This window comes from Nesterenkonia xinjiangensis, from assembly GCF_013410745.1.
GTDB lineage: Bacteria > Actinomycetota > Actinomycetes > Actinomycetales > Micrococcaceae > Nesterenkonia > Nesterenkonia xinjiangensis.
Genome location: NZ_JACCFY010000001.1, coordinates 1,918,087 through 1,938,437, shown reverse-complemented (window position 1 = coordinate 1,938,437; position 20,351 = coordinate 1,918,087). Strand labels below are relative to the sequence as shown.

The window sequence follows — 20,351 nt, the reverse complement described above, 5'->3', positions numbered from 1 at the left end:
GCGCTCAGCGTCGCTCCACGTAGTCCTTCAGGTACTCCGCGAAACTCTCCAGGCCATCGATGTTCCGTGGTCCGGAGATCGCCTCGTTGTAGTCCATGATGTAGAACTCGTCGGCCTGGACGGCCGGCAGGTTGGCCGTCGTCGGGTTCTGTTTCAGGAACTCGATCTTGTCCTCGGCGGGCTGATCCCCGTACTCCAGGATGATGATCACCTCCGGCTCGCCTTCGACGACGGCCTCCCAGCTGGCCTCGGTCCACCGAGCGTCGACCTCGCCGAAGATGTTCTCCCCACCGGCGATGTCGATGATCTCATGGGGAGGCACCTGGTTGGCTGCGGTGAAGGGCTGGTCGGTGCCGAAGTCGTAGAGGAAGACCGGCACGGGGTCTCCCTCCGGCGCAGCGTCCCGGACGGCCTCCTCACGGTCTCGGTACTCAGCGACCAGCTCGGTGGCCCGGTCCTCCACGGCGAAGATCTGCCCCAGCCTCTCCAGGTCCGTGTAGAGCCCTTCGAAGGGGGCGTGCTGCTCGGCGTGGCCGGGGTAGTTGAAGCAGGATTCTGCGTGCATGAAGCTCTGGATCCCCAGGCCGTCGAGGATCTCCGGGGTGATCCCCCGGTCATCGGAGAAGCCGGAGTTCCATCCGGCGACGACGAGGTCGGCGTTCTCGTCCACCACCAGCTCACGGTTGAGAAGGTCGTCGGAGAGGAACTCGACGGCGGCGTAGTCCTCGGCCCAGGGGGACTCCTCCACCGGCGGATTGGCCGGGGGCATCACGTAGCCGTGGACGTGGTCGACCAGGCCCAGGGCGAAGAGCTTGTCGGCACTGCCGCCTTCGTAGACCACGGCGCGCTGCGGAGTGGTGTACTCCACGGCCTCCCCGCATCTGTCCACGGTGGTCGTCTGCACGTCGGCATCGCCGTCCTCCGCCTCCACGGTGGCGCCGCAGGCGGTCAGCAGCAGCATCCCGGCACAGGCCGCCGCGGTGCCGCTGCGCCGCAGGGTGGGCGGAGCGGCATGGTGTGGGTGGGGGTTCATCTCAGGTGGTCCTTTCCTTGGCGGGGTGAGGAGTGGTCAGCGAGAAGAGCACCTGCGGGGCTCCGGTCAGCGGATGGGCCACCACGGTCGCCTCGACGCCGAACACCCGTGCCAGCAGCTCCGGGGTCAGCACCTCCTCGGGTGTTCCGGAGGTGACCAGACGCCCCTCGTGCAGCACTCCGAGCCGGTGGCAGACCGCCGCGGCGAGATTGAGATCGTGGAGGACCACCAGGACCGTGAGCCCGGCGGCCCGCACCATGGAGAGCAGCTCCACCTGATGGCGGATGTCGAGGTGGTTGGTGGGCTCATCGAGGATGAGCACCCGCGGCTGCTGCACCAGGGCGCGGGCGATGAGCACCCGTTGACGCTCCCCACCGGAGAGGGCGAGGATTCCGCGCCCGGCCAGATGGGCGACGTCGACCCGCCTCATGGCCTCCGCACACATCGCCTGCTCGCGGGTGGTCAGCGGCTCGTTGCCGCGTTTGTGCGGGGCCCGGCCGAAGGCGATGACCTCCTCGACGGTGAAGTCGAAGTCCGCGGAACCCTCCTGGGTGAGGGCCGCGATCTGCTGGGCGGTCTCCCGGATGGAGACGGCTCGCACATCCCGCTCCCCCGCCAGGACTGCTCCTGAGCTGGGCTTCAACGCGCGGTAGACGCAGCGCAGCGCGGTGGACTTTCCGGAGCCGTTCGGCCCGATCAGGCCCAGGACCTCTCCGGAGCCGGCGCTCAGCTGCAGGGCGTCCAGCAGCCGGGCGCCGCCGATGTCCACGGTGACGTCGTCGAAGGTGATCTCCATCAGCGGCCTCCGAAGACGTAGCCGCGCCGGCGCATCAGGAGGATGAACACCGGGACCCCGATCAGCGCGGTCAGGGCGCCCAGAGGCAGCTCCCGCGGGGCGACGACGGTGCGGGCGAGCAGGTCCACCCAGACCATCAAGATGCTGCCGATCAGCGGGGAGATCAGCAGCAGCCGGGTGTGGGAGGCGCCGATGATCATCCGGGTGATGTGCGGGATCACCAGGCCGACGAATCCGATGGCCCCGCTGAGGGCCACCATCGCTCCGGTCATCACCGCGGTGACGGCGAAGAGCAGCCGGCGTGTCCGCGCGGTGTCCACCCCGAGGGAGGCCGCGGACTCGTCTCCGAGGGACATGACGTCGAGGGCGCGGCTGGACCGACGCAGCACCAGGATTCCGAGTCCGACCACGACCACCACGAGGGGAAGCCCGCCCCAGGTGGCCGCGCCGAAGGAGCCCATCGTCCAGAACAGGACCATGGAGGTGGCCTCGGCGCTGGGCGCGAAGTAGATCAGCACGCTCATGATCGCCTGGAAGCCGAAGGAGAGCGCCACTCCGGTGAGCACCAGCTTCAGCGGAGTGATGCCGGACCGGCTGTGTGCGATGGCGTAGACCAGCAGGGTCGCACCCAGCGCCCCGAGGAAGGCTCCGACGGATACCGCGTAGATGCCCAGGAGGGACAGCGCTCCGAACAGTGAGACCGTCACCGCTCCCACGGACGCGCCGGAGGAGACCCCGAGGATGTAGGGGTCCGCCAGCGGGTTGCGGACCAGTGCCTGGATGGCGGCGCCCACGGTGGCCAGGCCGGCGCCGACCACGGCGGCGAGCAGGACCCGTGGCGCGCGGATGTTCCAGACGATCTGGTACCGCGTGAGCTCCTCCGGGGTGATGGTGCCGCCGACGACGGCGGTCCACAGGTAGCGCGCGGTGTCCTGCGGGGGCACGACGGCCGAACCCAGCCCGATGGCGACCAGGACGGAGAAGGCGAGGATCAGCAGCAGCCCGGTGGCGAGCAGCCCGATCCTCCAGGACCTGGGTGACGGCGTCGAGCCACGGGGGTCCGTGTGCTCTGGGGTCGCACCCGGTGCGGGGATCGGGACGGTCAGGCTCCCCGGCCTGGTACTGGCATCTGTGCGGGGCGGTGGCCTGTGGACGGCGGCATCGGCTCCAGATCGCATGGCACCCCTCTAATGCGAATAATTCTCAACTCGCACGAGCGTAATGGATTCCACTCCCCTGCGCGAATGCGCGTCAGCAGACGTCGCAGGTGCTGCAGCCCCTGAGGTCGGACCCTCAGTCGCGCTGATCCTCCAGCCCGGCGAGCGCGGCCGCGAGATACTCCCCCTCGGCTTCGTTGCCGGGAAGCTCCAGGGCACGGCGGTACGCGGCGGCGGCATCGTGCGGCTCGCCGAGCTCCTGCAGGGTGAGGGCACGGGCGATGTGGAAGGGTCGGAACCGGTCCAGAGCGGGCTCCGCGGCGAGCGCGTCGAGCCGTCGGAGGCCCGCATCCATCCCGTGGGCCCGCCCATGGGCGACCGCACCGGCCAGACGCACCACAGGGCCGTCGTCGTGGGTCTGGAGCAGCTGATAGAGCACGGCGATCTGAGCCCAGTCGGTGGTGTCCCAGCCGGCGGCCTCAGCGTGGACAGCGGCGATCGCCGCCTGGATGGCGTACGGGCCCGCACCCGGAGCCGCCACGGCGGACTCGGTCAGAGTGATGCCCTCATCGATGAGCTGCCGGTCCCAGCGGGTCCGGTCCTGCTCGGCGAGCGGGACCGGCCTGCCGTCGTCGTCGGTGCGCGCCGGGCGGCGCGCCTGGGTGAGGAGCAGCAGCCCGAGCAGTCCGGCGGTCTCCGCAGAGCCGGGCATCAGCTCGCGGAGCACCCGGGCGAGCCGGACCGCCTCGGCAGTGAGGTCCTCGCGGGTGTGAGTGGTTCCCTCCGAGCGTGTGAAGCCCTCCGCGTAGAGGAGGTAGATGACGCGCTGGACCCCGGCCAGGCGTTCGGGCAGATCGTCTCGGCGGGGCACCCCGAAGGCGATGCCCAACGTGCGGATGCGCCGCTTGGCCCGCACGATGCGCTGCTGCATGGTGGGCACCGGCCGCAGCAGCGCGTGGGCCACCTCGGTGGTGCTCAGTCCGCCCAGGAACCGCAGGGTCAGCGCGATCCGGTCCTCCGGGCTGAGCAGCGGGTGCGCGCAGGCGAAGAACAGTCCCAGCCGGTCGTCGTGGATGAGATCATGCTCGTCGCCGACGACGGCGGCGGGGTCGTCCAGGGCCTGCGGCACCAAGGCGCGCTCCTGCTCCACGCGCAGCCGCGGCAGCTTCTGCCTCAGCACGCTGCGGCGCCGCAGCGCATCGATGCCCCGATGCCGAGCGGTGGTCATCAGCCACGCCTCGGGCGAGTCCGGGATTCCTGCCTGGGGCCACACCTGGAGGGCCTGGAGGAGCGCCTCCTGCATCATGTCCTCGGCCAGGTCCAGGTCGCCGAAGCGGCGGGCGAGCGCGGAGAGGATCCGCGCCCGGGCGTCCCGGCCGAGGCCGGTGATCACCCGGTGCGCGGCATCCTCAGCGGCGCCCCCAGGGGCGTCCCGTGCGATGCTCACCTGGATTCACAGGGCTCAGTAGGGGGCCACCGGGCGGACTTCGACGTGCCCGCCGGGTGCCGAGCCGGGGCTGCGGCGTGCCCAGGAGAGGGCCTCGTCGATGTCGGCGACCTCGATGATGTAGGTTCCGCCGACGAACTCCTGGACCTCGGCGAAGGGACCTGAGGTGACCACGCGGGCGCCGTCGTCGTCGCTGCTCACCCGCACCCCGTGCTCCGGGTCCTCCAGGGCGAAGGAGGTGACGACGACGCCGGCCTCGGTGATCTCCTTGTCGAAGGCGAAGAACTCCTCCGGGTCGGCTCCTCCGTGATCGCCGCAGCCGGCGTCGTCGGTGCGGCCCATCAGCAGCAGTGCGTATTTCATGGTGACTCCTCAGTCTCTGGCCCCGGGCGCCGCACACGGGCGGTCAGCCTTCTGCGGGGTCGACGGATGTCGCACCGTATGGCCCGACAACATCATGACGCACAGGGGTGTGCCAGATCGACAGCTGCGGAGGAAATTCTTCGACGATCGCGATGGTTGCTTCCAGCGAGAGCGTGGTGCGCTCCGCTCCGGACACGTCGAGAGGACACGATGACGACTGCTGAACCGACCCCGAAGATCCGCATGTTCGGCGCCCAGTGGTGCGGCGACTGTCGACGCACCAAGGCCCAGCTGGACGGCCTGGGCCTCGACTACGAGTACATCGATCTGGAGCAGGACGTGGACGCCGCCGACGTCGCCCGGGACATCTCCGGACGCACCAACATCCCGGTGGTGGTCTACCCGGACGGCTCCCACCATGTGGAGCCGAGCAACGACGACGTCGCCGCCAAGCTGCGCGAGCTGACGCTGATCTGATTCCGGCGGGAGCAGGCCTCTCGGAGGCTTGACGGGATCCTCACCCTTGACGGCACCGAATCCCGGGCTATAGTTAAGATATTCCTTAATTAAGGAGATACTACATTGGCTGGCAAGGACCCCCTGAGCAGAACCTTCTCGGCGCTGGCAGATCCCACCCGGCGCCAGATCCTCACCCGCCTCTCCACGCGGCCCGCGACCGTCGGCGAGGTGGCCGGCGCCTTCGAGATGAGCGCCCCGGCGATCTCCCAGCATCTGAAGGTGCTGGAGACCGCCGGGTTGATCGAACGCGCGGCCCACGGGCAATGGCGAACCCTGTCGTTGCGCACAGAGCCGCTGGACACCGCTGCCGCATGGGTCGAGCAGCACCGCCGCGAGTGGAGTGAGCGCTTCGACCTGCTCGAGCACCACCTGACCACCCTGGAGGAGAACGATGACTGACGAGACCGAAGCACCCGAATTCACCCTGACCCGCACCTTCGAGGCCTCCGTGACCACGGTCTGGCAGGCCTGGACCGATCCGCAGCATCTCACCCACTGGTTCCATCCGGCCGGGTTCTCCACGCCGTTGGACTCGATCCACGTGGACCTCCGGGTCGGTGGACGGTATCGCTACACGATGATCGAGGACGCGACCGGCGCCGCCCATCCCACCGGAGGTGAATTCCTGGAGGTCGCACCGCCGTCCCGCCTGGTGTTCACCTGGGCCTCGTCCGAGACCGCACCCGGGGCCTCACCGGTGGCGACCGTGACGCTGGACGGTGACGGAGAGAGGACCAGGATGGTCTTCACCCTGCGTGGCACAGCCGGCCGGCCCGGGGACGACGGCGTCCACGACGGATGGCAGCAGGCCGTGGAGATCCTCGCCGTCCACCTGGGAGCACTCGAGGAGACGTCCGGACCGGCCCTGCCTCGAGAGGGTCTCTGATGGGGCGGCTTATCGTGGACCTCATCGTGTCGGCCGACGGCTGCGCCCAGGACGCCGACGGGGGCATGGACCACGTGCCGCCCACCGTGGACGCCGGAGGCTGCGACGTCGACACCGTCACCCGATGGACGGACGTGGACGCCATCATCCTCGGGGCGAACACCTACCGACTGTTCGCTGGGCACTGGCCGAAGGTCACCCCGGAGCAGGATCTCCTGGCCGGGATCATCAACTCTCGCCCCAAGCACGTGGTGTCCACCCGTCTGGAGGAAGCACCATGGGGCTCACTGGCCCCGGCGAGGATCGAGAGCGGCGACGGCGTCGCGAGCGTGCGCCGGATCAAGGAGCGCAGCTCCGGCGAGGTGGTGGTGTGGGGCAGCCTGAGCCTGGTCTCGAACCTGTTCGAGGCGGGTGAGGTCGACGGGCTGAGGCTGCGGATCGTGCCGACCTTGGCCGGAGGTCGACGCAGCTTCACACCCCACGGCCTCGGAGTGCGGGACCTCGAGCTCGTCCATTCGCGCAGCTACTCCGCAGGCCAGCAGATCCTCGAGTACCGCCTCTCCGACCCCACCTGAGCGACGGCGGAGACGCCGCGTCCCACACGGGGCCGCGGACCGCGCCGTGCAGCATCCCGACCATGGCGTTTCCCCTATGCTTGCGGTACAAATGCTGAAGTGATCACTCGCGTGCCCGCCTCGAGCCCCCTTGCCCGGCGGCGGCACCGGCGGGAGCCGAAGAGAAGGAAGAAGCGACCACGTGGCCGAGGCTGAAGCGATCCCATCCCGCGCAGCGACGCGGGATCAGGCCGCGCCTCCCAGCGCGACGATCTGGGCCGCGCTGCGCGTCGGAGTGGCTGTGCTGGGCGCAGCGGCGGTGATCGCCCACTTCGATTCCTCCGTGAGTGCCGCCGTCGAGCTGAAGCGCGACATCGGCACCACGATCGGCAATTTCTTCAGCTACTTCACGATCCTGTCCAATTCGGCCGCTGCCGTGTTCCTGATCTGGGCCGGACTGCGGCACCTGCTGCAGGGCCGGAGGATCCGGGAGGACCCGCCGGCCCTGGCCATCGGGCTGGCCTGTGTGACCAGCTGCACGCTGATCACCGGCGCGGTCTACAACACCCTGCTGCGCCACCTGCCGCTGCCGCAGGGCACCGAGCCGCCGGACTGGTCCAACGAAGTCCTGCACCTGGTGGTCCCGCTGTTCCTCTTCGCCGACCTGCTGCTGGGGCCACGGCGCCGGGCGCTTCCGTGGCGCTCCCTGTGGGTCGTCGTGGGTTTCCCCCTGGTCTGGGCGATCTACACGATGGTCCGCGGCCCGCTGGTCACGAACCCGGAGTCCGGCGCCCCGTACTGGTACCCCTATCCGTTCCTGGACCCCCACGACCCGGGCCTGGCCCCGATCGCGGGGTACCCCGGCGTGATGATCCACGTGGTCGGCATCGCCGTCGCGATGATCGCGGTCAGCGCACTGGTCATCTGGTGGGGGCGACGGGCTCCGGGGCTGTAGCACCACCGGCGCGGGGCTCGCCCCTGGGGCCTTCCGTGCCTCAGGTAATCTCCAGACCGTGCAGCCGAGGAGGAGGCCTCCGACGAACCACCAGCCCCGACTGCACCCTCGACTGCGATGCGCCGGTTGACGACGCGCTAGAGCAGATACCCGGCGGGCGGAACCAGCTGAGCGAACTCGGCGAGCAGGTACAACGCACCCACGATGCAGGCGGCGTAGACGATCGTGGGCACCACCTTCATTCTCGCCACCACAAGCAAGAAGACGAGAGCGAACGCGGCGGACCCCACCAGCATGCCGACGAGGAAGACCAGCCAGATGTATGCCAGGATCCACGCGATGGACATCCCGACGATCTTCAGTCGCTGCAGCCAGACATCGTCGAATCGGCCCAGTCTGCCCTCGCCTCTCACCCGGGAGATATCCCATCCCAGGCTGATCAGGGCCAGAAGGATACCCGCCCCTCCCACTGCCAGCGGGAACAGCTGTCCGTTCTCTGAGAAATCCCGGGACATCACGATGGCGGCGGTGAAGAACAGCAGCGCTGCTATCGAGACGGCCAACTCGACGAACGGAGGGACGGTCATGTCCGACTTCTCAGAGAACTGCATCGTCTCCTCGACCTTGCTCGTCCGCTTCCTCTGCCGGCGGACCAGCGGCACGATGATCGCGCCGGTCAGGATGATCGCGATGACGATGACGAAGGGACGGGTCATCCACTCGTCTGGTGAAAAGGCATTGACGGTCAGGAAGTAGTAGCGCTCCAAGGGCTCAGCGAGCACGAAGGCGATCAGAAATGGGGCCCGGGGGATGTGGGTGACCTTGCAGATCCAGCCCACGATCCCCAAGGCCAACATGAGGTAGAAGACGTTCAAGTGCAGTGGCTCTTGGAAACCACTCATGAAAAGGATCGGGATGAGCGCCGCGGCCAGGACAGGAAAGGACACGAAGCTCAGGCGTGCCAGCGGACGGGCCAGGAAGAAAGCCAGGGCGGCTCCGATGACGCTGGCGATGGCGAAGGCCCACACGATGAGGTAGACCAAGTCGAGGTCATTCGTGATCAGTGACGGACCAGGCTGAACACCGAAGATGAGCAGCACGCCCAGGAGCAGCGCGAAAGGGGCTGCACCCGGAACTCCGAACAGCAGCGTGGGGATCAGTGCACCGGATTCAATCCCGTTGCTTGCTGCTGACGGGGCGATGACGCCCCGGGGATCGCCTTTTCCGAACGTCGAATCTCTCCGTCGACCGGCAAAGGCCTGGGCCTGTCCATAGGCCAACCACGCGCCGGCCGTGGTCCCCACGCCAGGAAGCATTCCGACGCCGACGCCGACCGCCGATCCCCGAAGTACGTCCGACTTATAGGTGCCCACGTCCTTCATTCCTTGTCTCCATCCGCCGCCCAGGGCGACGCGTTCCTTGGAGACGGCGCCCCGCTTGGCCACAAGGTCGATGATCTCTGCCAGGCCGAAGATTCCCAAGGCGGCGGCGACGAGACCGATGCCGTCGGTCAGGAACTCCGAATTGAAGGTGTAGCGGTATTCCGCAGACACCGGTGACACGCCGATGAGCCCCAGCGCCAGGCCGAAGGCGGAGATCAGTAGGCCCTTGGCGACGTTGCCTTTGGACAGCAGGGCCGTGAGGAAGATGCCCATGACGATCAGTGCGAAGATCTCTGGCGAACCGAAAGCCGTGACGATGGGCGCGGCGATCGGGACTATCAGCGTCAGGACCACAATGCCGATGAGGCCCCCGATCATGGATGAGATGAAGCTGGTGGACAACGCGCGTCCGCCTTGGCCCTTCTTCGCCATCTCGTGACCGTCCAGAAGGAACACGGAGGCCGATGCGGAGCCCGGGATTCCGAGTACCACCGACGTGATCACATCGGAGGTATGGACTACCGCGACCGCCCCGATGATCATGGCGATCGCTTGGTTCGGTTCGAGTACGAACACGAACGGCATCAGAACGGCCACTGCTCCTGTGCCGCCCAGACCGGGTATGACACCGATGATGATGCCCACGAGCACGCCGACCCCGAGGAAGAGGAGCATGGTTGGATCTGTGAAGGCCACGAGGGCCTCTGTTGCTGCGTCTAACATGTCAGTCCCCTCAGGTCAGTCCAGTACGGCGTCGTACTTGTCCTCGAGGAGGTTCTTGGTGAAGGCCAAGACGTCCTCATCCAGCTGCAGGGCCCGGCGGAAATCGGCCCGTGCGTCGGCCCCGGAGACGAGTTCGTATCCGCCCAGGGCGTCCTTGGCCTCCGTGATGAAGTCCTCGTCGGCGTTCAGGTCCGCGACCATCCGACCGTAGGTCTCTATGACCGCGGCATCCGTACCTTCGTTGGCCCATAGCCCCTTCTGGTAGAAGAACCCGGGGACCACGAACGCTTGGAACGCGTTGTACGCCAGTTCCTGCTGGGGTGTGCGGTTGTCCAACCCCTCGTAGATCTCGGCAAAGGTCGGAACGTTCGGAAGGTTGGTGTCCCGGACGACCTGTCCGTCCACCAGGCTGCCGACAGCGAACAAAGGGAACGCCTCGCCGGAATCGACCATCGGTTGGACCTGCGAGAGGTATGCGGAGGTGGTTTGGAAGTCCAGGTCGGATTCTCCTCGCTGGACGGCCAGCCGGCTGGGCCCTCGCCCTTCCATCCCGAAGACACCACGAATGTTGGCCCCCAGGGCCTCCAAGGCAAGCAAGGGGACGAGGTCCAATCCAGAGGCTGACATTCCTCCGTAGCGATACTGCTCGGTGTTGCCGACCAGATCTTCGACGGAGGTGATGCCACTCTCAGCGCTGGTCCACAGCACCGCGCCCGTGCCGTTCAGCGCCAAAGGCTCCATCCGGCCGAAGTCGAACTCGACCGTGCTCTGACCCAACATGCTCTGGAAGTAAGTCGTAGCCGAGGCGACGAGTGTCTGCCGTCCATCGGTCACGTTGGATCGCACGAAGGCGTTGGTTCCGGTGATCGACTCTCCGCCAGGGACGTTCTCCACCTGATACCGGTCGACATCAGGTTGCCTGTCCGCGAAGTAGGGGGTGATGAAACGCGCCCAGGTATCCGTGCCGCCACCGGTGCCGTAGGGCACCACCACGTCCACGATGCCTGCCCCGGATGGCTGGTACTTGGTCTGCGGAGGTGCGCACCCGACGGCACTCAGCAGGGCCGCGGCGGCGCCAGTTCCGAGAAGAGCTCTGCGCGAGATCGTAGGGTTCACAGGACGACCTCCTGCCGCATCGCGCGTGACGCTCGCTCCAGCTCGCCGTTCGAGATGGGCAGACGAGCATCGGCCAACGTCCGAGCGGTCCGATGAACCCCGACGGTCTGGCCCAACGAGCTGTCATCGGTGAGAGTGACCAGCACCCCTACTGGTATCCGGAGTCTCAGCTCCCTGGGGAGCGCGTAACTGATCTTCTCAGCGACGACAGTGCCAGCAGTACGCGCCGCGACAGTCACTCCCACGCTGCCGGTGATGGGCATGGCCGGATGAGGTTTGCCCATCGACATCATCAGGACCTGCAGATCGGCTTCCTCATCAGGGGATTCACTCACCAGGCCCACTTTGGGTATCGCTCGTTCGGCCGCCTCAGGGGAGTCGGCGAGCCCCATCGCCACCGAAGCCGCGCGGCGGATCTCCTCCAGTTCAGGCAGCCGCGTGTTGGCAGCAGCAGTCCATGACAGGAAGTCCTGGGCGTCGAGGCCGAAACTCTGCGCATCGATCATCACAATGGGTGCACCAGCATCCACCATGCTCACCAGTGCGGTCTTGCCTGCGCCGTATGCGAGCCGCGTCCGGGTCTGTCCGGACGGCAGCAACGACCCGGTGGTGCGTCCTTCCGGCTCCAAGAATCCCAGCGCCACCCTATGGCCGGGGAAGCGAGCTCCGGGGATCGTTGCCTGGGGGTCGTCGGGCAGCTGGCCCCCGGGCGTGGGAATGGTCTGAATGATCATCTGCCCTGTATTCGTGTTGAAGGTGCGAACTTCGGTAACGGCGTCTCCTCGCGGCACCCAGCCTTCTTCGATCGCGTACAGCCCGACGGCGGCGGAGCAGTTTCCGCAGTTGCTGCCCCAGTCCACCGTCGCCTCCTCGATCCCGACTTGAGCAAATGTGAAGCTCACGTCCGAAACCGCACCGTTCTCGCGGGTCAGAATGAGTGCCTTGCTGGTGGTCGAGGTAGCCCCACCCACCCCATCAAGCTGGCGGATGTCTGGACTGCCAAAGATACGCGGAAGGACGGTGTCCGCCGTGAACCCCGCAGCTCCCAGCTCGGTGGCTTCGAAGACCCAGCACTTGCTTGTTCCGCCGCGCATCCAGCGGGCATTGATCAGCTTCAATTGTTACTCCTGTCACACGGCCGACTTCTAGGTCCAGTGTCGTGTGCGGCATCACTTAAGCACAATGTACGAAAAGTGGCGTTAGCTGTAGCAGCACTTATGCCGATGTCGTTCCGGAGCGAGATGACTCCTGCCGAGAGTCTGGTGATCCCTAGATCGTCGACGTGCGATCCCCTGGTCACCAGGAACCAATCGAGTCGTTACGCGCAATTCCTCTTGATGTAGCAAGACTTCATTCGTTGCGGCGAAGGCTAGACTGATCGTCATGACGCTCTTTGACACCAGGCGGCTAGAGGTCTTCGTTCGCACGGTCGAAGCTGGTTCCATCACGGCGGCCGCCGATGAACTGGCCTACACGGCATCGGCTGTTTCACAGCAGTTGCGTCGTCTGGAGCAGGAGGTGGGACAACCCTTGCTCCGCCGACGGTCCCGCGGCGTGGTCCCCACTGAAGCGGGCATGGTCTTGGCCGCCCACGCCCGCAAGATCCTGCGCCAGATGGATGCGGCTCAGGCGGACCTGGACGACCTGACGGCCGGCAAGCGCGGTTCCCTGGTGATCGGTGCGTTCCCCACCGTGGCGTCGTCGTTTCTGCCACTGGTCATCGAGCGCTTCTCCAGCCAGTACCCTTCCGTCTCTCTCTCAATCCGCAGCACGCGAATCGACCAGCTGGTCACTGGTCTGGAACGAGGGCAGATGCATCTCAGCCTGCTCTGGGACCACCCTTGGAGGCCGTTCAACACGGATGGCATCAAGATCGAGGAGCTCTTCCGTGAGCCCTTCGTCGTCCTGGTATCCAGCCACCACCATCTGAGCCAGGCTCAGGACGTCAGCATGTCTGAGCTGGCGCAGGAGTCGTGGGTGGTGCGCGCCTCCCAGCACCCTGTGGTCGAAGTCCTCGACCGTGCCGCCACGGCTGCAGGATTCCGTCCCGTGATCGCCATGTACGCCAACGACTACCAAGAGGCCCAGGCGATGGTGAGCGCCGGCATCGGAGTCGCGCTGGCTCCCCAAAGTGCCGTCACGGTCAAGCACCCCGGCGTCCGGGTACTGAGTCTGGGAGCCCAGGCTCCTGAACGCCGCATCATGGTGGGCCAGCGCGAGGAACGTGTCTATTCACCCGCTGAGGTCGCATTCAAGGCTTCACTCTTCGATACCGTCCGTGAACTCTGGCCCCATATGCTCCGGGGTTGATGAGCTGGTCTCCGATGACCGGGACTTCCCCACGTCATTGAAGCGGCCGGTATGGTCCTGGAGGGTCAAGTCGCAGACGGCGGCACAAGGACTGCCTCGATCCGGACTGCCGCTGAGTCTCTGAGGCGCGACCTTCGACGATTGGTGGCGCAGTTCTGTCGATGATCGGTGGCAGGCTCAGGGGGGGGTGTCGAGCACGTCGATCTTCAGGACGCGCTCGGGTCTGCTCAACGATCAGGCGAGAATGTCCCGTGGACCACGAGCCCCTGCGCAGCGGATCGTCACCGGACGGGATGTTCGGCGACCTCCCAGAGCTGGATGGGGTTGCCCTCGGGATCGTGCAGCGAGGCGAACCGTCCGTTGGGATAGACCTGGGAGTCGATGGTGACGTCGAGCCCGGCGTCGAGGAGGCGCGCGACCATCCCGTCAAGGTCGTCGACGCGGAGGTTCAGCCCCCAGCCGGAGGGACCGAGGTGCTCATTCGGGCCGTCGTCGCCGAACGGGGCGAACACCGTCGGTCCGGCCGCCTGGGTCCAGACCGGCGCCTCATAGGATGCCGGTGGCCGGAGCACGTCGAGGTGCTCGGCGTACCAGGCAGTGAGCCGTTCCGGATCCCGTGCCCGAAAGAAGAATCCTCCGATTCCGATCACGCGTGGCATGGTCTGCTCCCTCATGTGGCCAGGGCCCCGCCGGTGACCTCACTCGGTGGTCACAGCGTCAGGGCTGGGATTCGAGTCTATGCCGGGTCATGGTGCAGCGCACCCGGCCCGAACTTCGCGGCGGCGCGGGCGGTGCTCCTCAGCGGCGATGGTGTCGACGCCCGGGCCAGCTGTTCGGGCGGGCGCTCTTGACTCTCCCGTGCTGCCGTCAGAACCTGCGAAGGTGATCCTCCCCGACGCTGATGCGCACGCGGCTGCCTTCCCCCGGCCAGGCTCGCTCCCGCCCCCAGATTCGTCCGCCGCCGACGATGATCGAGGCGGGCCGTCCCCTGATCAGCGGGCCGTCGGTGTGCTGGCCGATCTGATCGGGGGCACCTCTGTGGCTCTCGGCCTTGGGCTCACCCTGGCCCCGCGGCAGGTCGGGAGCCTTCTGGGCCTCGACGGGACGTCACCGGTGCGGACCCGCCTCATCGGTGCCGCCGACGTCGGCCTCGGTACTGCGATCCTGACATCCTCGCGGATCTGGCCACGACGGCGTTGGCCCGCCCTGCTGGCGCGTGAGGGTCTTCACCTGGTCATCGCCTCAGAGTATGCGCGTCACGGCCGGACGCCGGGGGCGCTCGCCATGCTCGGACTGTTCGTCGCCGATGGTGTCGTGACAGTGATGATGCACCGGCAGGAGAGCCGCTGATCGAGCGGCTGGACCATGGGTGGGTATGGCCGCCGTCGAAGGTCACCCGGTGAAGCGGGTGGCTCCGCGGTTCCGGCCAAGATGGTCCCAACCCAGGCCGGAGAAGCACGGCCCAGACGTCGCCTCCGAGAACTTGATGTCGTTGTGGCCGTTGTTCCACTCCAGCACGTGAACTGAGCCGTCACGAGCGACCGTCAGATCCCAGCCGATCACCGGAGCCATCGGGATGCGCTGATGCAGCCGTTCCACGGCCTCGCGACATGCGGCATAGTTCGGCACCTCGTTCCCGGCGAACACGACCCCGGAGTCGGGATGCCGGTCGATCTCAAGCCAGTCCACCGAGTATCCGATCGGGCTGAAGGCGCCTGTGGCCGTATCGAGAAGAACGCGGATGTTCGAATCTGACGCGACGTGGTCTTCCGCATCCCGACCGAAGCGCAGGTAGGCATCCCTGACGGTGGTCCGCCCGTCCGGCTCCACGACAGTCGTCATCCGCAGCGTCCCGACGGAGCGTGACGCGACCTGAGCGAAGGTCTCGTGCTGGTCGATGAAGGGCTGGATGACGCCGTCGGGCAGGCCCTCAGCACTCTGCGTGAACGTGTCTCGATCGAGGATCTGCACCCCTCGGCCGCGAGCACTCGCGTCAGCTTTGAAAGCCACTCGTTCACCCCCGGCAAAGACGAGGTCGGCGAACTCCTCCAGCGATGTGACCGGTTCGAGCGACGCGTTGAGCATCCTCCCTTTGACCACGTAGCCGCGGTCGGGAATCTCTTTCTCCTGCCCGAAGATGCACGCTGTCATCGACCGCATGTCAGAGAGGCCGCCATACCGACCTTCGACCGCCGGAAGGACCACAGACATGTAGTAGTTGTCGGGGATCCACCCCTCTCGGAACTCACCGGCTATCGCACCATAGACGTACAGCCACGGTGCATACCTTGGGGAGCCCAGCACGTCGGCGGCGTATTCATCGGCCTGCGCCCTGAGATGCTTCGGAAGCGGACCTTTCGCGGCTTCGATCGACTTGAGCACCTTCGCAGCGGTCCGGCTGTTCAGGCGGGCGCGGACTCGCATCCGCAGGTCACTCTCGGCTCGCTCTATCGTGTCCAGATTCACGGCGACTCCTCTGAGGGGATGTGAGGCCAAGCTACCAGGGGCTGGTCTGGTGGAGGTTCAGCTGATGCCCTGACCGCTCTGCGAGTAAGGCTTCGCCGCGACCCAGACGGCGTTCAGCGCCGGATTGAACCCGGCAGCGATCGCCTCGGCCGTCATTGCTGCCCTGGCAGCGCTCATCGCGGCCACCCGGCTACGTCACGTGAGGTCCACCGGAGCGGACCGCGAACTCGTTGAAGTCGAGGACACCGCTTCAGGTTGAGATATACCCCCTTGGGGTATAATGTCGTAGGAGTCGCACATAGATGAAGGAGTTGTGGGTCATGGCAATCGCAGCCGGGTTCATCCCCTTCATTCTGCTGGGCCGCTACTTCGTGAGGCGCTCCACGCGTGAGACCGGCGCCGCGCTGCGTGCACTGCTGGAACTCGGGCCGAAAGAGTTTCCCGTTCTGCGCGATGGCCCGGGCGGCAAGAGTGCCGAGGAGCGCATGTCAATCGAGGAGCTGACGGTCGGGGATGAGTTCGTGGTCCGGCCCGGTGAGAAGATCGCCACCGACGGCGATGCCGTCACCGGTGCCCCCGTGCACGCTGGCGACCGGATAGTCGTGAGGGCCACCCGCATCGGTTCGGACACTCAGCTGGCGCAGATGCCCACTCCGGCCGCGCTGCCCACGCCGCCCCTTCTGTCACGGACTCGACCAACCCCACCGACATTCAGAACCAGACGAAGGAGTCGGTCCGGACCTGAACACCTCGACTGGTGGGTCGACGCCGACCCCGACCGGTACGCGGATGCTTCCTGACCCGCCGCCTGCGCGAGCGCGGTTTCGCTCCCATTCTGACGTCACCCGCGACACCCCAGAAAGGACACCACTCATGACCCGAACACTCACCACAACCTTGGCCGCCGGCGCGCTGACCGCGACGCTGGTCCTGGCAGGCTGCGCCAGCGACAACACCAATGAGAGCACCGGCGCCCAGGATCACGGCAACCACGACAACGGCGACAACGGCGACACCACGGACGACACTGCGACTGAGGGCGAGGCTGGTCAGGACCATGATGGCCATGACCACCCCGTCGATGGTGGACCGGTGCCTCAGGGCATGAGCGAGGCAACAGACCCGCTCTACCCTGTCGGCAGCGAGGCGGTGCTCACCGCGGACCACATGTCCGGCATGGACGGCGCCACCGCCACCATAGTCGGTGCCTATGACACCTACACCTACGCCGTGAACTACACCCCCACCACCGGCGGTGACCCGGTCCTCGACCATCGGTGGGTCGTCCACGAAGAGCTTCAGAACGTCGGTCAGGAGCGCCTGGCCGATGGGACCGAGGTGACCTTGGGTGCGGAGCACATGAGCGGGATGGACGGTGCCACCGCCACCATCGCCTCCTCGACTCAGGAGACCGTGTACGTCGTCGATTTCGAATCCGACGGGATGGCGATGACCAATCACAAGTGGGTCACCGAGAGCGAGATCGATCCTTCGCTCTGATCGACCCTCATCCCAACGCAGCGCCCCGCCTCCGGAGCGAAGCACACCAGGAAGCCGAGTAGAGCATGACCAACCACCACCGAGACCATTCCGGCCGTTCAGGCCACAGCACGAGAGAATTCGCCGCTGACTCTGACCACACCCGCCACGGGCCAGGCGGCGAGCACAGCGCTCACAACGAGCACGCGCCCGGGCATGACGATCATCACGGGCACAGTGGGCACGATGCCCATGCCGGTCATGGAGGCCACAGCGGGCATGGTGATCACGTGGGCCAGTTCCGCCGGCTGTTCTGGATCATGCTCATCTTGGCCATCCCGGTGGTTGGGTTCAACGAGATGTTCGCCCACCTGGTCGGATACCAGCTACCCAAGGCCGAGTGGGTGTGGTGGGTCTCTCCGATCCTGGGCACTGTCATCTACTTCTGGGGCGGCTGGCCGTTCCTGACCGGAGCGATTGACGAGATCCGCTCCCGCAAGCCCGGCATGATGCTGCTGATCGGGCTGGCCATCACAGTGGCTTTCATCGCCTCCTGGGGCGCGTCCCTGCACATCCTGGACCATGAGCTGAACTTCTGGTGGGAGCTGGCGCTGCTGGTCGTCATCATGCTACTGGGCCACTGGATCGAGATGCGCTCCCTGGCCCAGACCACTTCCGCGCTGGACTCCCTGGCCGCTCTCCTGCCGGATGAGGCCGAGAAGGTCGAGGGTGATGGCGTGATTAAGGTCGCCCCGGCCGACCTGGCGGTCGGAGATGTTGTGATCGTCCGTCCTGGATCCTCGGTCCCCGCCGACGGGAAGATCGTCGACGGCTCCGCCAGCATGGATGAATCCATGGTCACCGGCGAGTCCAAGCCCGTCCGCCGCGAGAGCGGCGATCACGTCGTCGCCGGGACCGTCGCGACCGACTCCGGGGTGCGGGTCGAGGTCACCGCGATCGGTCAGGACACAGCCCTGGCCGGCATCCAGAAGCTCGTCACAGACGCCCAAGCATCCTCCTCCCGGGCGCAGCGGATCGCCGATACCGCGGCCGCCTGGCTGTTCTGGTTCGCCCTGGGCGCGGCGGCGATCACCGCGATCGTCTGGGCCTTGCTGGGCGTGCCTGATGCCGCGGTGGTGCGCACGATCACCGTCCTGGTCATCGCCTGCCCGCACGCCCTGGGCCTGGCGATCCCACTCGTGGTGTCTATCGCCACCGAACGCGCCGCCCGCGGCGGCGTCCTCGTCAAAGACCGGCTCGCGCTTGAATCCATGCGGACAGTCGATTCGGTGCTGTTCGACAAGACCGGCACTTTGACCAAGGGCGAGCCCACCGTCACCGCTGTCGACCCTGCGGGCAGCCGTGACGCCGACGAGATCCTCGCATTGGCGGCTGCCGCCGAATCCGACAGCGAGCACCCGCTCGCCCGGGCGATCGTCAGAGCCGCGCGCGATAAGGACCTCTCCGTGCCCAAGGCCGGGGACTTCTCGTCCTCTCCCGCAGTCGGGGTCAAGGCCACTGTCACCTCCGACGGATCCGGCACGGTGGTCGCAGTGGGAGGCCCCTACCTGCTCGAACAGCACGACCGTGACGAGCTGGGCGTCGCCGAGGCCTGGCGCGAGGAGGGCGCGATCATCCTGCACGTCCTGGCCGACGGGGACGTCATCGGTGCCCTGCGGCTGGCCGATGAGATCCGCCCCGAATCCCGCGACGCCGTCGACGCTCTTCACGCCCGCGGCGTGCAGGTGGTGATGATCACCGGCGACGCCCAAGCCGTGGCCGACACCGTCGCCAAGGACCTCGGGATCGACCGGGTCTTCGCCGGTGTGCGACCCGAAGACAAAGCGGCCAAGGTCGCCGAGCTTCAGGACGAGGGTCGCAAGGTAGCCATGGTCGGCGACGGTGTCAACGACGCCCCCGCCCTGGCCCAGGCCGACGTCGGCATTGCGATCGGTGCCGGTACCGACGTCGCCATCGGCTCCGCCGGAGTCATCCTGGCCTCCTCTGACCCACGCTCGGTCCTTTCAGTCTTCGAACTCTCCAGCGCGAGCTACCGCAAGATGAAGCAGAACCTGTGGTGGGCCGCCGGCTACAACCTTGCCGCTGTCCCCTTGGCCGCCGGGGTCCTGGCACCGATCGGTTTCGTCCTACCCATGAGCATCGGCGCAATCCTGATGTCGGTCTCCACCGTCGTCGTCGCCCTCAACGCTCAGCTATTGCGGCGCCTCGATCTGACTCCCGAAGCCAGACGGACAGATCCTGGGAAAGACACTCCGGGGAGGTCAGGCGATTCAAGGGTCACGCCTGGGATCAGGTGACAACACCAACCCTGCCAGCCAGCCCCAGGCCGGCCACCACAAGACCTACATGCGGTTCACTCAGGGACGGAGCTCCCAGGGGTCGAGTTGACCGGCGCTGGCGTACTCGCTCCCGCTGTCCCAGGCGAGCACGGTCGCGCGCGAGATCTCACCATCTGTAAGCCATCGCGATCCACCGCTGTCACGGTGGTAGCCGAGGAACAGATGGCGCATTCTCCAGCGCCTGCCTGAACGGTCTTCATTGTCCATGACCTCACGGGGGTCTTGAGCTGCGCTTCCCCAAAGCTGCAAGACCCGGGCGTCGGGATTCAATACGCGATTGAGCTCGTCCAGGACGCTCTGGCGGTGCGGCGAGTGCACCCAGATGATCGCGCCGCAGACTTTCGAGCGCGAGATTCCTCGGTCGTCAAGCGCATCACGAACCGCTTCAGCCAACGACTGAGGTGCGCTCCACTCTCCCTCGACGGGTATGTATGCCCCTCCGTTGACCTGCGGTGCGACGCCGCGGAGGGGACGGCGGGCCACCACTACGACGGAGATTCCCCGCTCCATGAGAGTCCGTACGGCTGGCCTGAGCATCCCGGTGCCCCCGATGATGACAACACACTGACCCTTCGAAGAGTGATCAACCTCCACTTGCTCTCCGCCTCCCGTTCCAGTTCTTGTCAGGGTCAGTCAGACGACTCCGACAGTATGCAGTGCGTGGGGACACTTCTGAACGACCGCACCGCCAGTTCACCCACCCTGACATAGACACGCCGCTGGGTTCACAGGCCTGCGGCCATACTCGGCGAGAACACGATCGAAGATCGTTCCGCGTCAGATCGACTAAGGCGTCGCACGGGCA

Annotated in this window: 20 protein-coding genes and 1 pseudogene; 10 read left to right on the top strand and 11 right to left on the bottom strand. The window is 66.6% G+C overall.

From position 1 onward, the window contains the following. Positions 1 to 4: 4 nt before the first annotated feature. The 5 genes from HNR09_RS08855 to HNR09_RS08835 form a co-directional block, all read right to left on the bottom strand. Positions 5 to 1,033 (bottom strand): ABC transporter substrate-binding protein, encoded by a 1,029-nt coding sequence (locus tag HNR09_RS08855; RefSeq protein ID WP_179541695.1) that lies wholly within the window; start codon positions 1,031 to 1,033, stop codon positions 5 to 7. 1 nt (position 1,034) lies between these two features. Then, positions 1,035 to 1,829, bottom strand: coding sequence for an ABC transporter ATP-binding protein (locus HNR09_RS08850; RefSeq protein WP_179541694.1), 795 nt, complete (start codon positions 1,827 to 1,829; stop codon positions 1,035 to 1,037). After that, complete coding sequence (locus HNR09_RS08845) at positions 1,829 to 3,007, bottom strand: FecCD family ABC transporter permease (RefSeq protein WP_179541693.1); 1,179 nt, start codon at positions 3,005 to 3,007, stop codon at positions 1,829 to 1,831. Before HNR09_RS08845 ends, HNR09_RS08850 begins: the two co-directional genes overlap by 1 nt. Positions 3,008 to 3,122: 115 nt before the next feature. Next, positions 3,123 to 4,433, bottom strand: a complete 1,311-nt coding sequence (locus HNR09_RS08840) for an RNA polymerase sigma factor (protein WP_343047501.1) — start codon at positions 4,431 to 4,433, stop codon at positions 3,123 to 3,125. 15 nt (positions 4,434 to 4,448) lie between these two features. Then, positions 4,449 to 4,796, bottom strand: coding sequence for a YciI family protein (locus HNR09_RS08835; protein ID WP_179541692.1), 348 nt, complete (start codon positions 4,794 to 4,796; stop codon positions 4,449 to 4,451). 210 nt (positions 4,797 to 5,006) lie between these two features. On the opposite strand from HNR09_RS08835, the gene HNR09_RS08830 reads away from it, so the two are divergent. From HNR09_RS08830 to HNR09_RS08810, 5 genes are all read left to right on the top strand, one after another. Further along, a complete protein-coding gene (locus HNR09_RS08830; protein WP_179541691.1) occupies positions 5,007 to 5,273 on the top strand; it encodes a glutaredoxin domain-containing protein in 267 nt (88 codons plus the stop codon). Positions 5,274 to 5,378: 105 nt separating this feature from the next. Beyond that, positions 5,379 to 5,714 (top strand): ArsR/SmtB family transcription factor, encoded by a 336-nt coding sequence (locus tag HNR09_RS08825; RefSeq protein ID WP_179541690.1) that lies wholly within the window; start codon positions 5,379 to 5,381, stop codon positions 5,712 to 5,714. After that, positions 5,707 to 6,201 (top strand): SRPBCC family protein, encoded by a 495-nt coding sequence (locus HNR09_RS08820; RefSeq protein ID WP_179541689.1) that lies wholly within the window; start codon positions 5,707 to 5,709, stop codon positions 6,199 to 6,201. The genes HNR09_RS08825 and HNR09_RS08820 overlap by 8 nt, the downstream gene beginning before the upstream one ends. Further along, positions 6,201 to 6,776: a dihydrofolate reductase family protein gene (locus HNR09_RS08815; RefSeq protein ID WP_179541688.1), complete on the top strand. Its 576-nt coding sequence runs from the start codon at positions 6,201 to 6,203 to the stop codon at positions 6,774 to 6,776. Before HNR09_RS08820 ends, HNR09_RS08815 begins: the two co-directional genes overlap by 1 nt. 181 nt (positions 6,777 to 6,957) lie before the next feature. Then, entirely contained in the window at positions 6,958 to 7,710 is a 753-nt protein-coding gene (locus HNR09_RS08810; RefSeq protein WP_343047500.1) for a Pr6Pr family membrane protein, read from the top strand. 137 nt (positions 7,711 to 7,847) lie between these two features. On the opposite strand, the gene HNR09_RS08805 is transcribed toward HNR09_RS08810, so the two are convergent. The 3 genes from HNR09_RS08805 to HNR09_RS08795 form a co-directional block, all read right to left on the bottom strand. Beyond that, positions 7,848 to 9,767 carry a tripartite tricarboxylate transporter permease gene (locus tag HNR09_RS08805; protein ID WP_246349210.1) on the bottom strand — a complete coding sequence of 640 codons (1,920 nt, stop codon included), beginning with the start codon at positions 9,765 to 9,767 and terminating at the stop codon, positions 7,848 to 7,850. Between the two features lie 63 nt (positions 9,768 to 9,830). Further along, positions 9,831 to 10,931 (bottom strand): type 2 periplasmic-binding domain-containing protein, encoded by a 1,101-nt coding sequence (locus HNR09_RS08800; RefSeq protein WP_179541686.1) that lies wholly within the window; start codon positions 10,929 to 10,931, stop codon positions 9,831 to 9,833. Continuing rightward, a complete protein-coding gene (locus tag HNR09_RS08795) occupies positions 10,928 to 12,049 on the bottom strand; it encodes a PrpF domain-containing protein (protein WP_246348769.1) in 1,122 nt (373 codons plus the stop codon). The genes HNR09_RS08800 and HNR09_RS08795 overlap by 4 nt, the downstream gene beginning before the upstream one ends. Positions 12,050 to 12,314: 265 nt before the next feature. Here HNR09_RS08795 and HNR09_RS08790 point away from each other — a divergent pair, with 265 nt between their 5' ends. Beyond that, positions 12,315 to 13,241 (top strand): LysR family transcriptional regulator, encoded by a 927-nt coding sequence (locus HNR09_RS08790; protein WP_179541685.1) that lies wholly within the window; start codon positions 12,315 to 12,317, stop codon positions 13,239 to 13,241. A gap of 281 nt (positions 13,242 to 13,522) precedes the next feature. On the opposite strand, the gene HNR09_RS08785 is transcribed toward HNR09_RS08790, so the two are convergent. Then, positions 13,523 to 13,900, bottom strand: a complete 378-nt coding sequence (locus HNR09_RS08785; protein WP_179541684.1) for a VOC family protein — start codon at positions 13,898 to 13,900, stop codon at positions 13,523 to 13,525. A 379-nt stretch (positions 13,901 to 14,279) separates the two neighbouring features. On the opposite strand from HNR09_RS08785, the gene HNR09_RS08780 reads away from it, so the two are divergent. Then, positions 14,280 to 14,591: a hypothetical protein gene (locus tag HNR09_RS08780; RefSeq protein ID WP_179541683.1), complete on the top strand. Its 312-nt coding sequence runs from the start codon at positions 14,280 to 14,282 to the stop codon at positions 14,589 to 14,591. Positions 14,592 to 14,633: 42 nt separating this feature from the next. Here HNR09_RS08780 and HNR09_RS08775 read toward each other — a convergent pair whose 3' ends face one another. Further along, positions 14,634 to 15,707 (bottom strand): sugar-transfer associated ATP-grasp domain-containing protein, encoded by a 1,074-nt coding sequence (locus tag HNR09_RS08775; protein WP_179541682.1) that lies wholly within the window; start codon positions 15,705 to 15,707, stop codon positions 14,634 to 14,636. A 320-nt stretch (positions 15,708 to 16,027) separates the two neighbouring features. Here HNR09_RS08775 and HNR09_RS08770 point away from each other — a divergent pair. The 3 genes and pseudogenes from HNR09_RS08770 to HNR09_RS08760 form a co-directional block, all read left to right on the top strand. Next, positions 16,028 to 16,354: pseudogene (locus HNR09_RS08770) on the top strand (heavy metal translocating P-type ATPase); the annotation flags it as partial. A gap of 226 nt (positions 16,355 to 16,580) precedes the next feature. Next, positions 16,581 to 17,207: a YdhK family protein gene (locus HNR09_RS08765; RefSeq protein ID WP_179541681.1), complete on the top strand. Its 627-nt coding sequence runs from the start codon at positions 16,581 to 16,583 to the stop codon at positions 17,205 to 17,207. Between the two features lie 65 nt (positions 17,208 to 17,272). Next, positions 17,273 to 19,504, top strand: a complete 2,232-nt coding sequence (locus tag HNR09_RS08760) for a heavy metal translocating P-type ATPase (protein ID WP_179541680.1) — start codon at positions 17,273 to 17,275, stop codon at positions 19,502 to 19,504. A 60-nt stretch (positions 19,505 to 19,564) separates the two neighbouring features. Here HNR09_RS08760 and HNR09_RS08755 read toward each other — a convergent pair whose 3' ends face one another. Next, on the bottom strand, positions 19,565 to 19,939 hold the full coding sequence (locus HNR09_RS08755) for a Rossmann-fold NAD(P)-binding domain-containing protein (protein ID WP_179541679.1): 375 nt from the start codon (positions 19,937 to 19,939) through the stop codon (positions 19,565 to 19,567). Between the last annotated feature and the right edge of the window lie 412 nt (positions 19,940 to 20,351).

Excerpts from the sequence above, each read along its gene's own strand:
- HNR09_RS08855 (WP_179541695.1), bottom strand. The coding sequence starts at position 1,033 with ATGAACCCCCACCCACACCATGCCGCTCCGCCCACCCTGCGGCGCAGC.
- HNR09_RS08850 (WP_179541694.1), bottom strand. The coding sequence starts at position 1,829 with ATGGAGATCACCTTCGACGACGTCACCGTGGACATCGGCGGCGCCCGG.
- HNR09_RS08845 (WP_179541693.1), bottom strand. The coding sequence starts at position 3,007 with ATGCGATCTGGAGCCGATGCCGCCGTCCACAGGCCACCGCCCCGCACA.
- HNR09_RS08835 (WP_179541692.1), bottom strand. The coding sequence starts at position 4,796 with ATGAAATACGCACTGCTGCTGATGGGCCGCACCGACGACGCCGGCTGC.
- HNR09_RS08830 (WP_179541691.1), top strand. The coding sequence starts at position 5,007 with ATGACGACTGCTGAACCGACCCCGAAGATCCGCATGTTCGGCGCCCAG.
- HNR09_RS08820 (WP_179541689.1), top strand. The coding sequence starts at position 5,707 with ATGACTGACGAGACCGAAGCACCCGAATTCACCCTGACCCGCACCTTC.
- HNR09_RS08815 (WP_179541688.1), top strand. The coding sequence starts at position 6,201 with ATGGGGCGGCTTATCGTGGACCTCATCGTGTCGGCCGACGGCTGCGCC.
- HNR09_RS08805 (WP_246349210.1), bottom strand. The coding sequence starts at position 9,767 with ATGCTCCTCTTCCTCGGGGTCGGCGTGCTCGTGGGCATCATCATCGGT.
- HNR09_RS08790 (WP_179541685.1), top strand. The coding sequence starts at position 12,315 with ATGACGCTCTTTGACACCAGGCGGCTAGAGGTCTTCGTTCGCACGGTC.
- HNR09_RS08785 (WP_179541684.1), bottom strand. The coding sequence starts at position 13,900 with ATGCCACGCGTGATCGGAATCGGAGGATTCTTCTTTCGGGCACGGGAT.
- HNR09_RS08765 (WP_179541681.1), top strand. The coding sequence starts at position 16,581 with ATGACCCGAACACTCACCACAACCTTGGCCGCCGGCGCGCTGACCGCG.
- HNR09_RS08760 (WP_179541680.1), top strand. The coding sequence starts at position 17,273 with ATGACCAACCACCACCGAGACCATTCCGGCCGTTCAGGCCACAGCACG.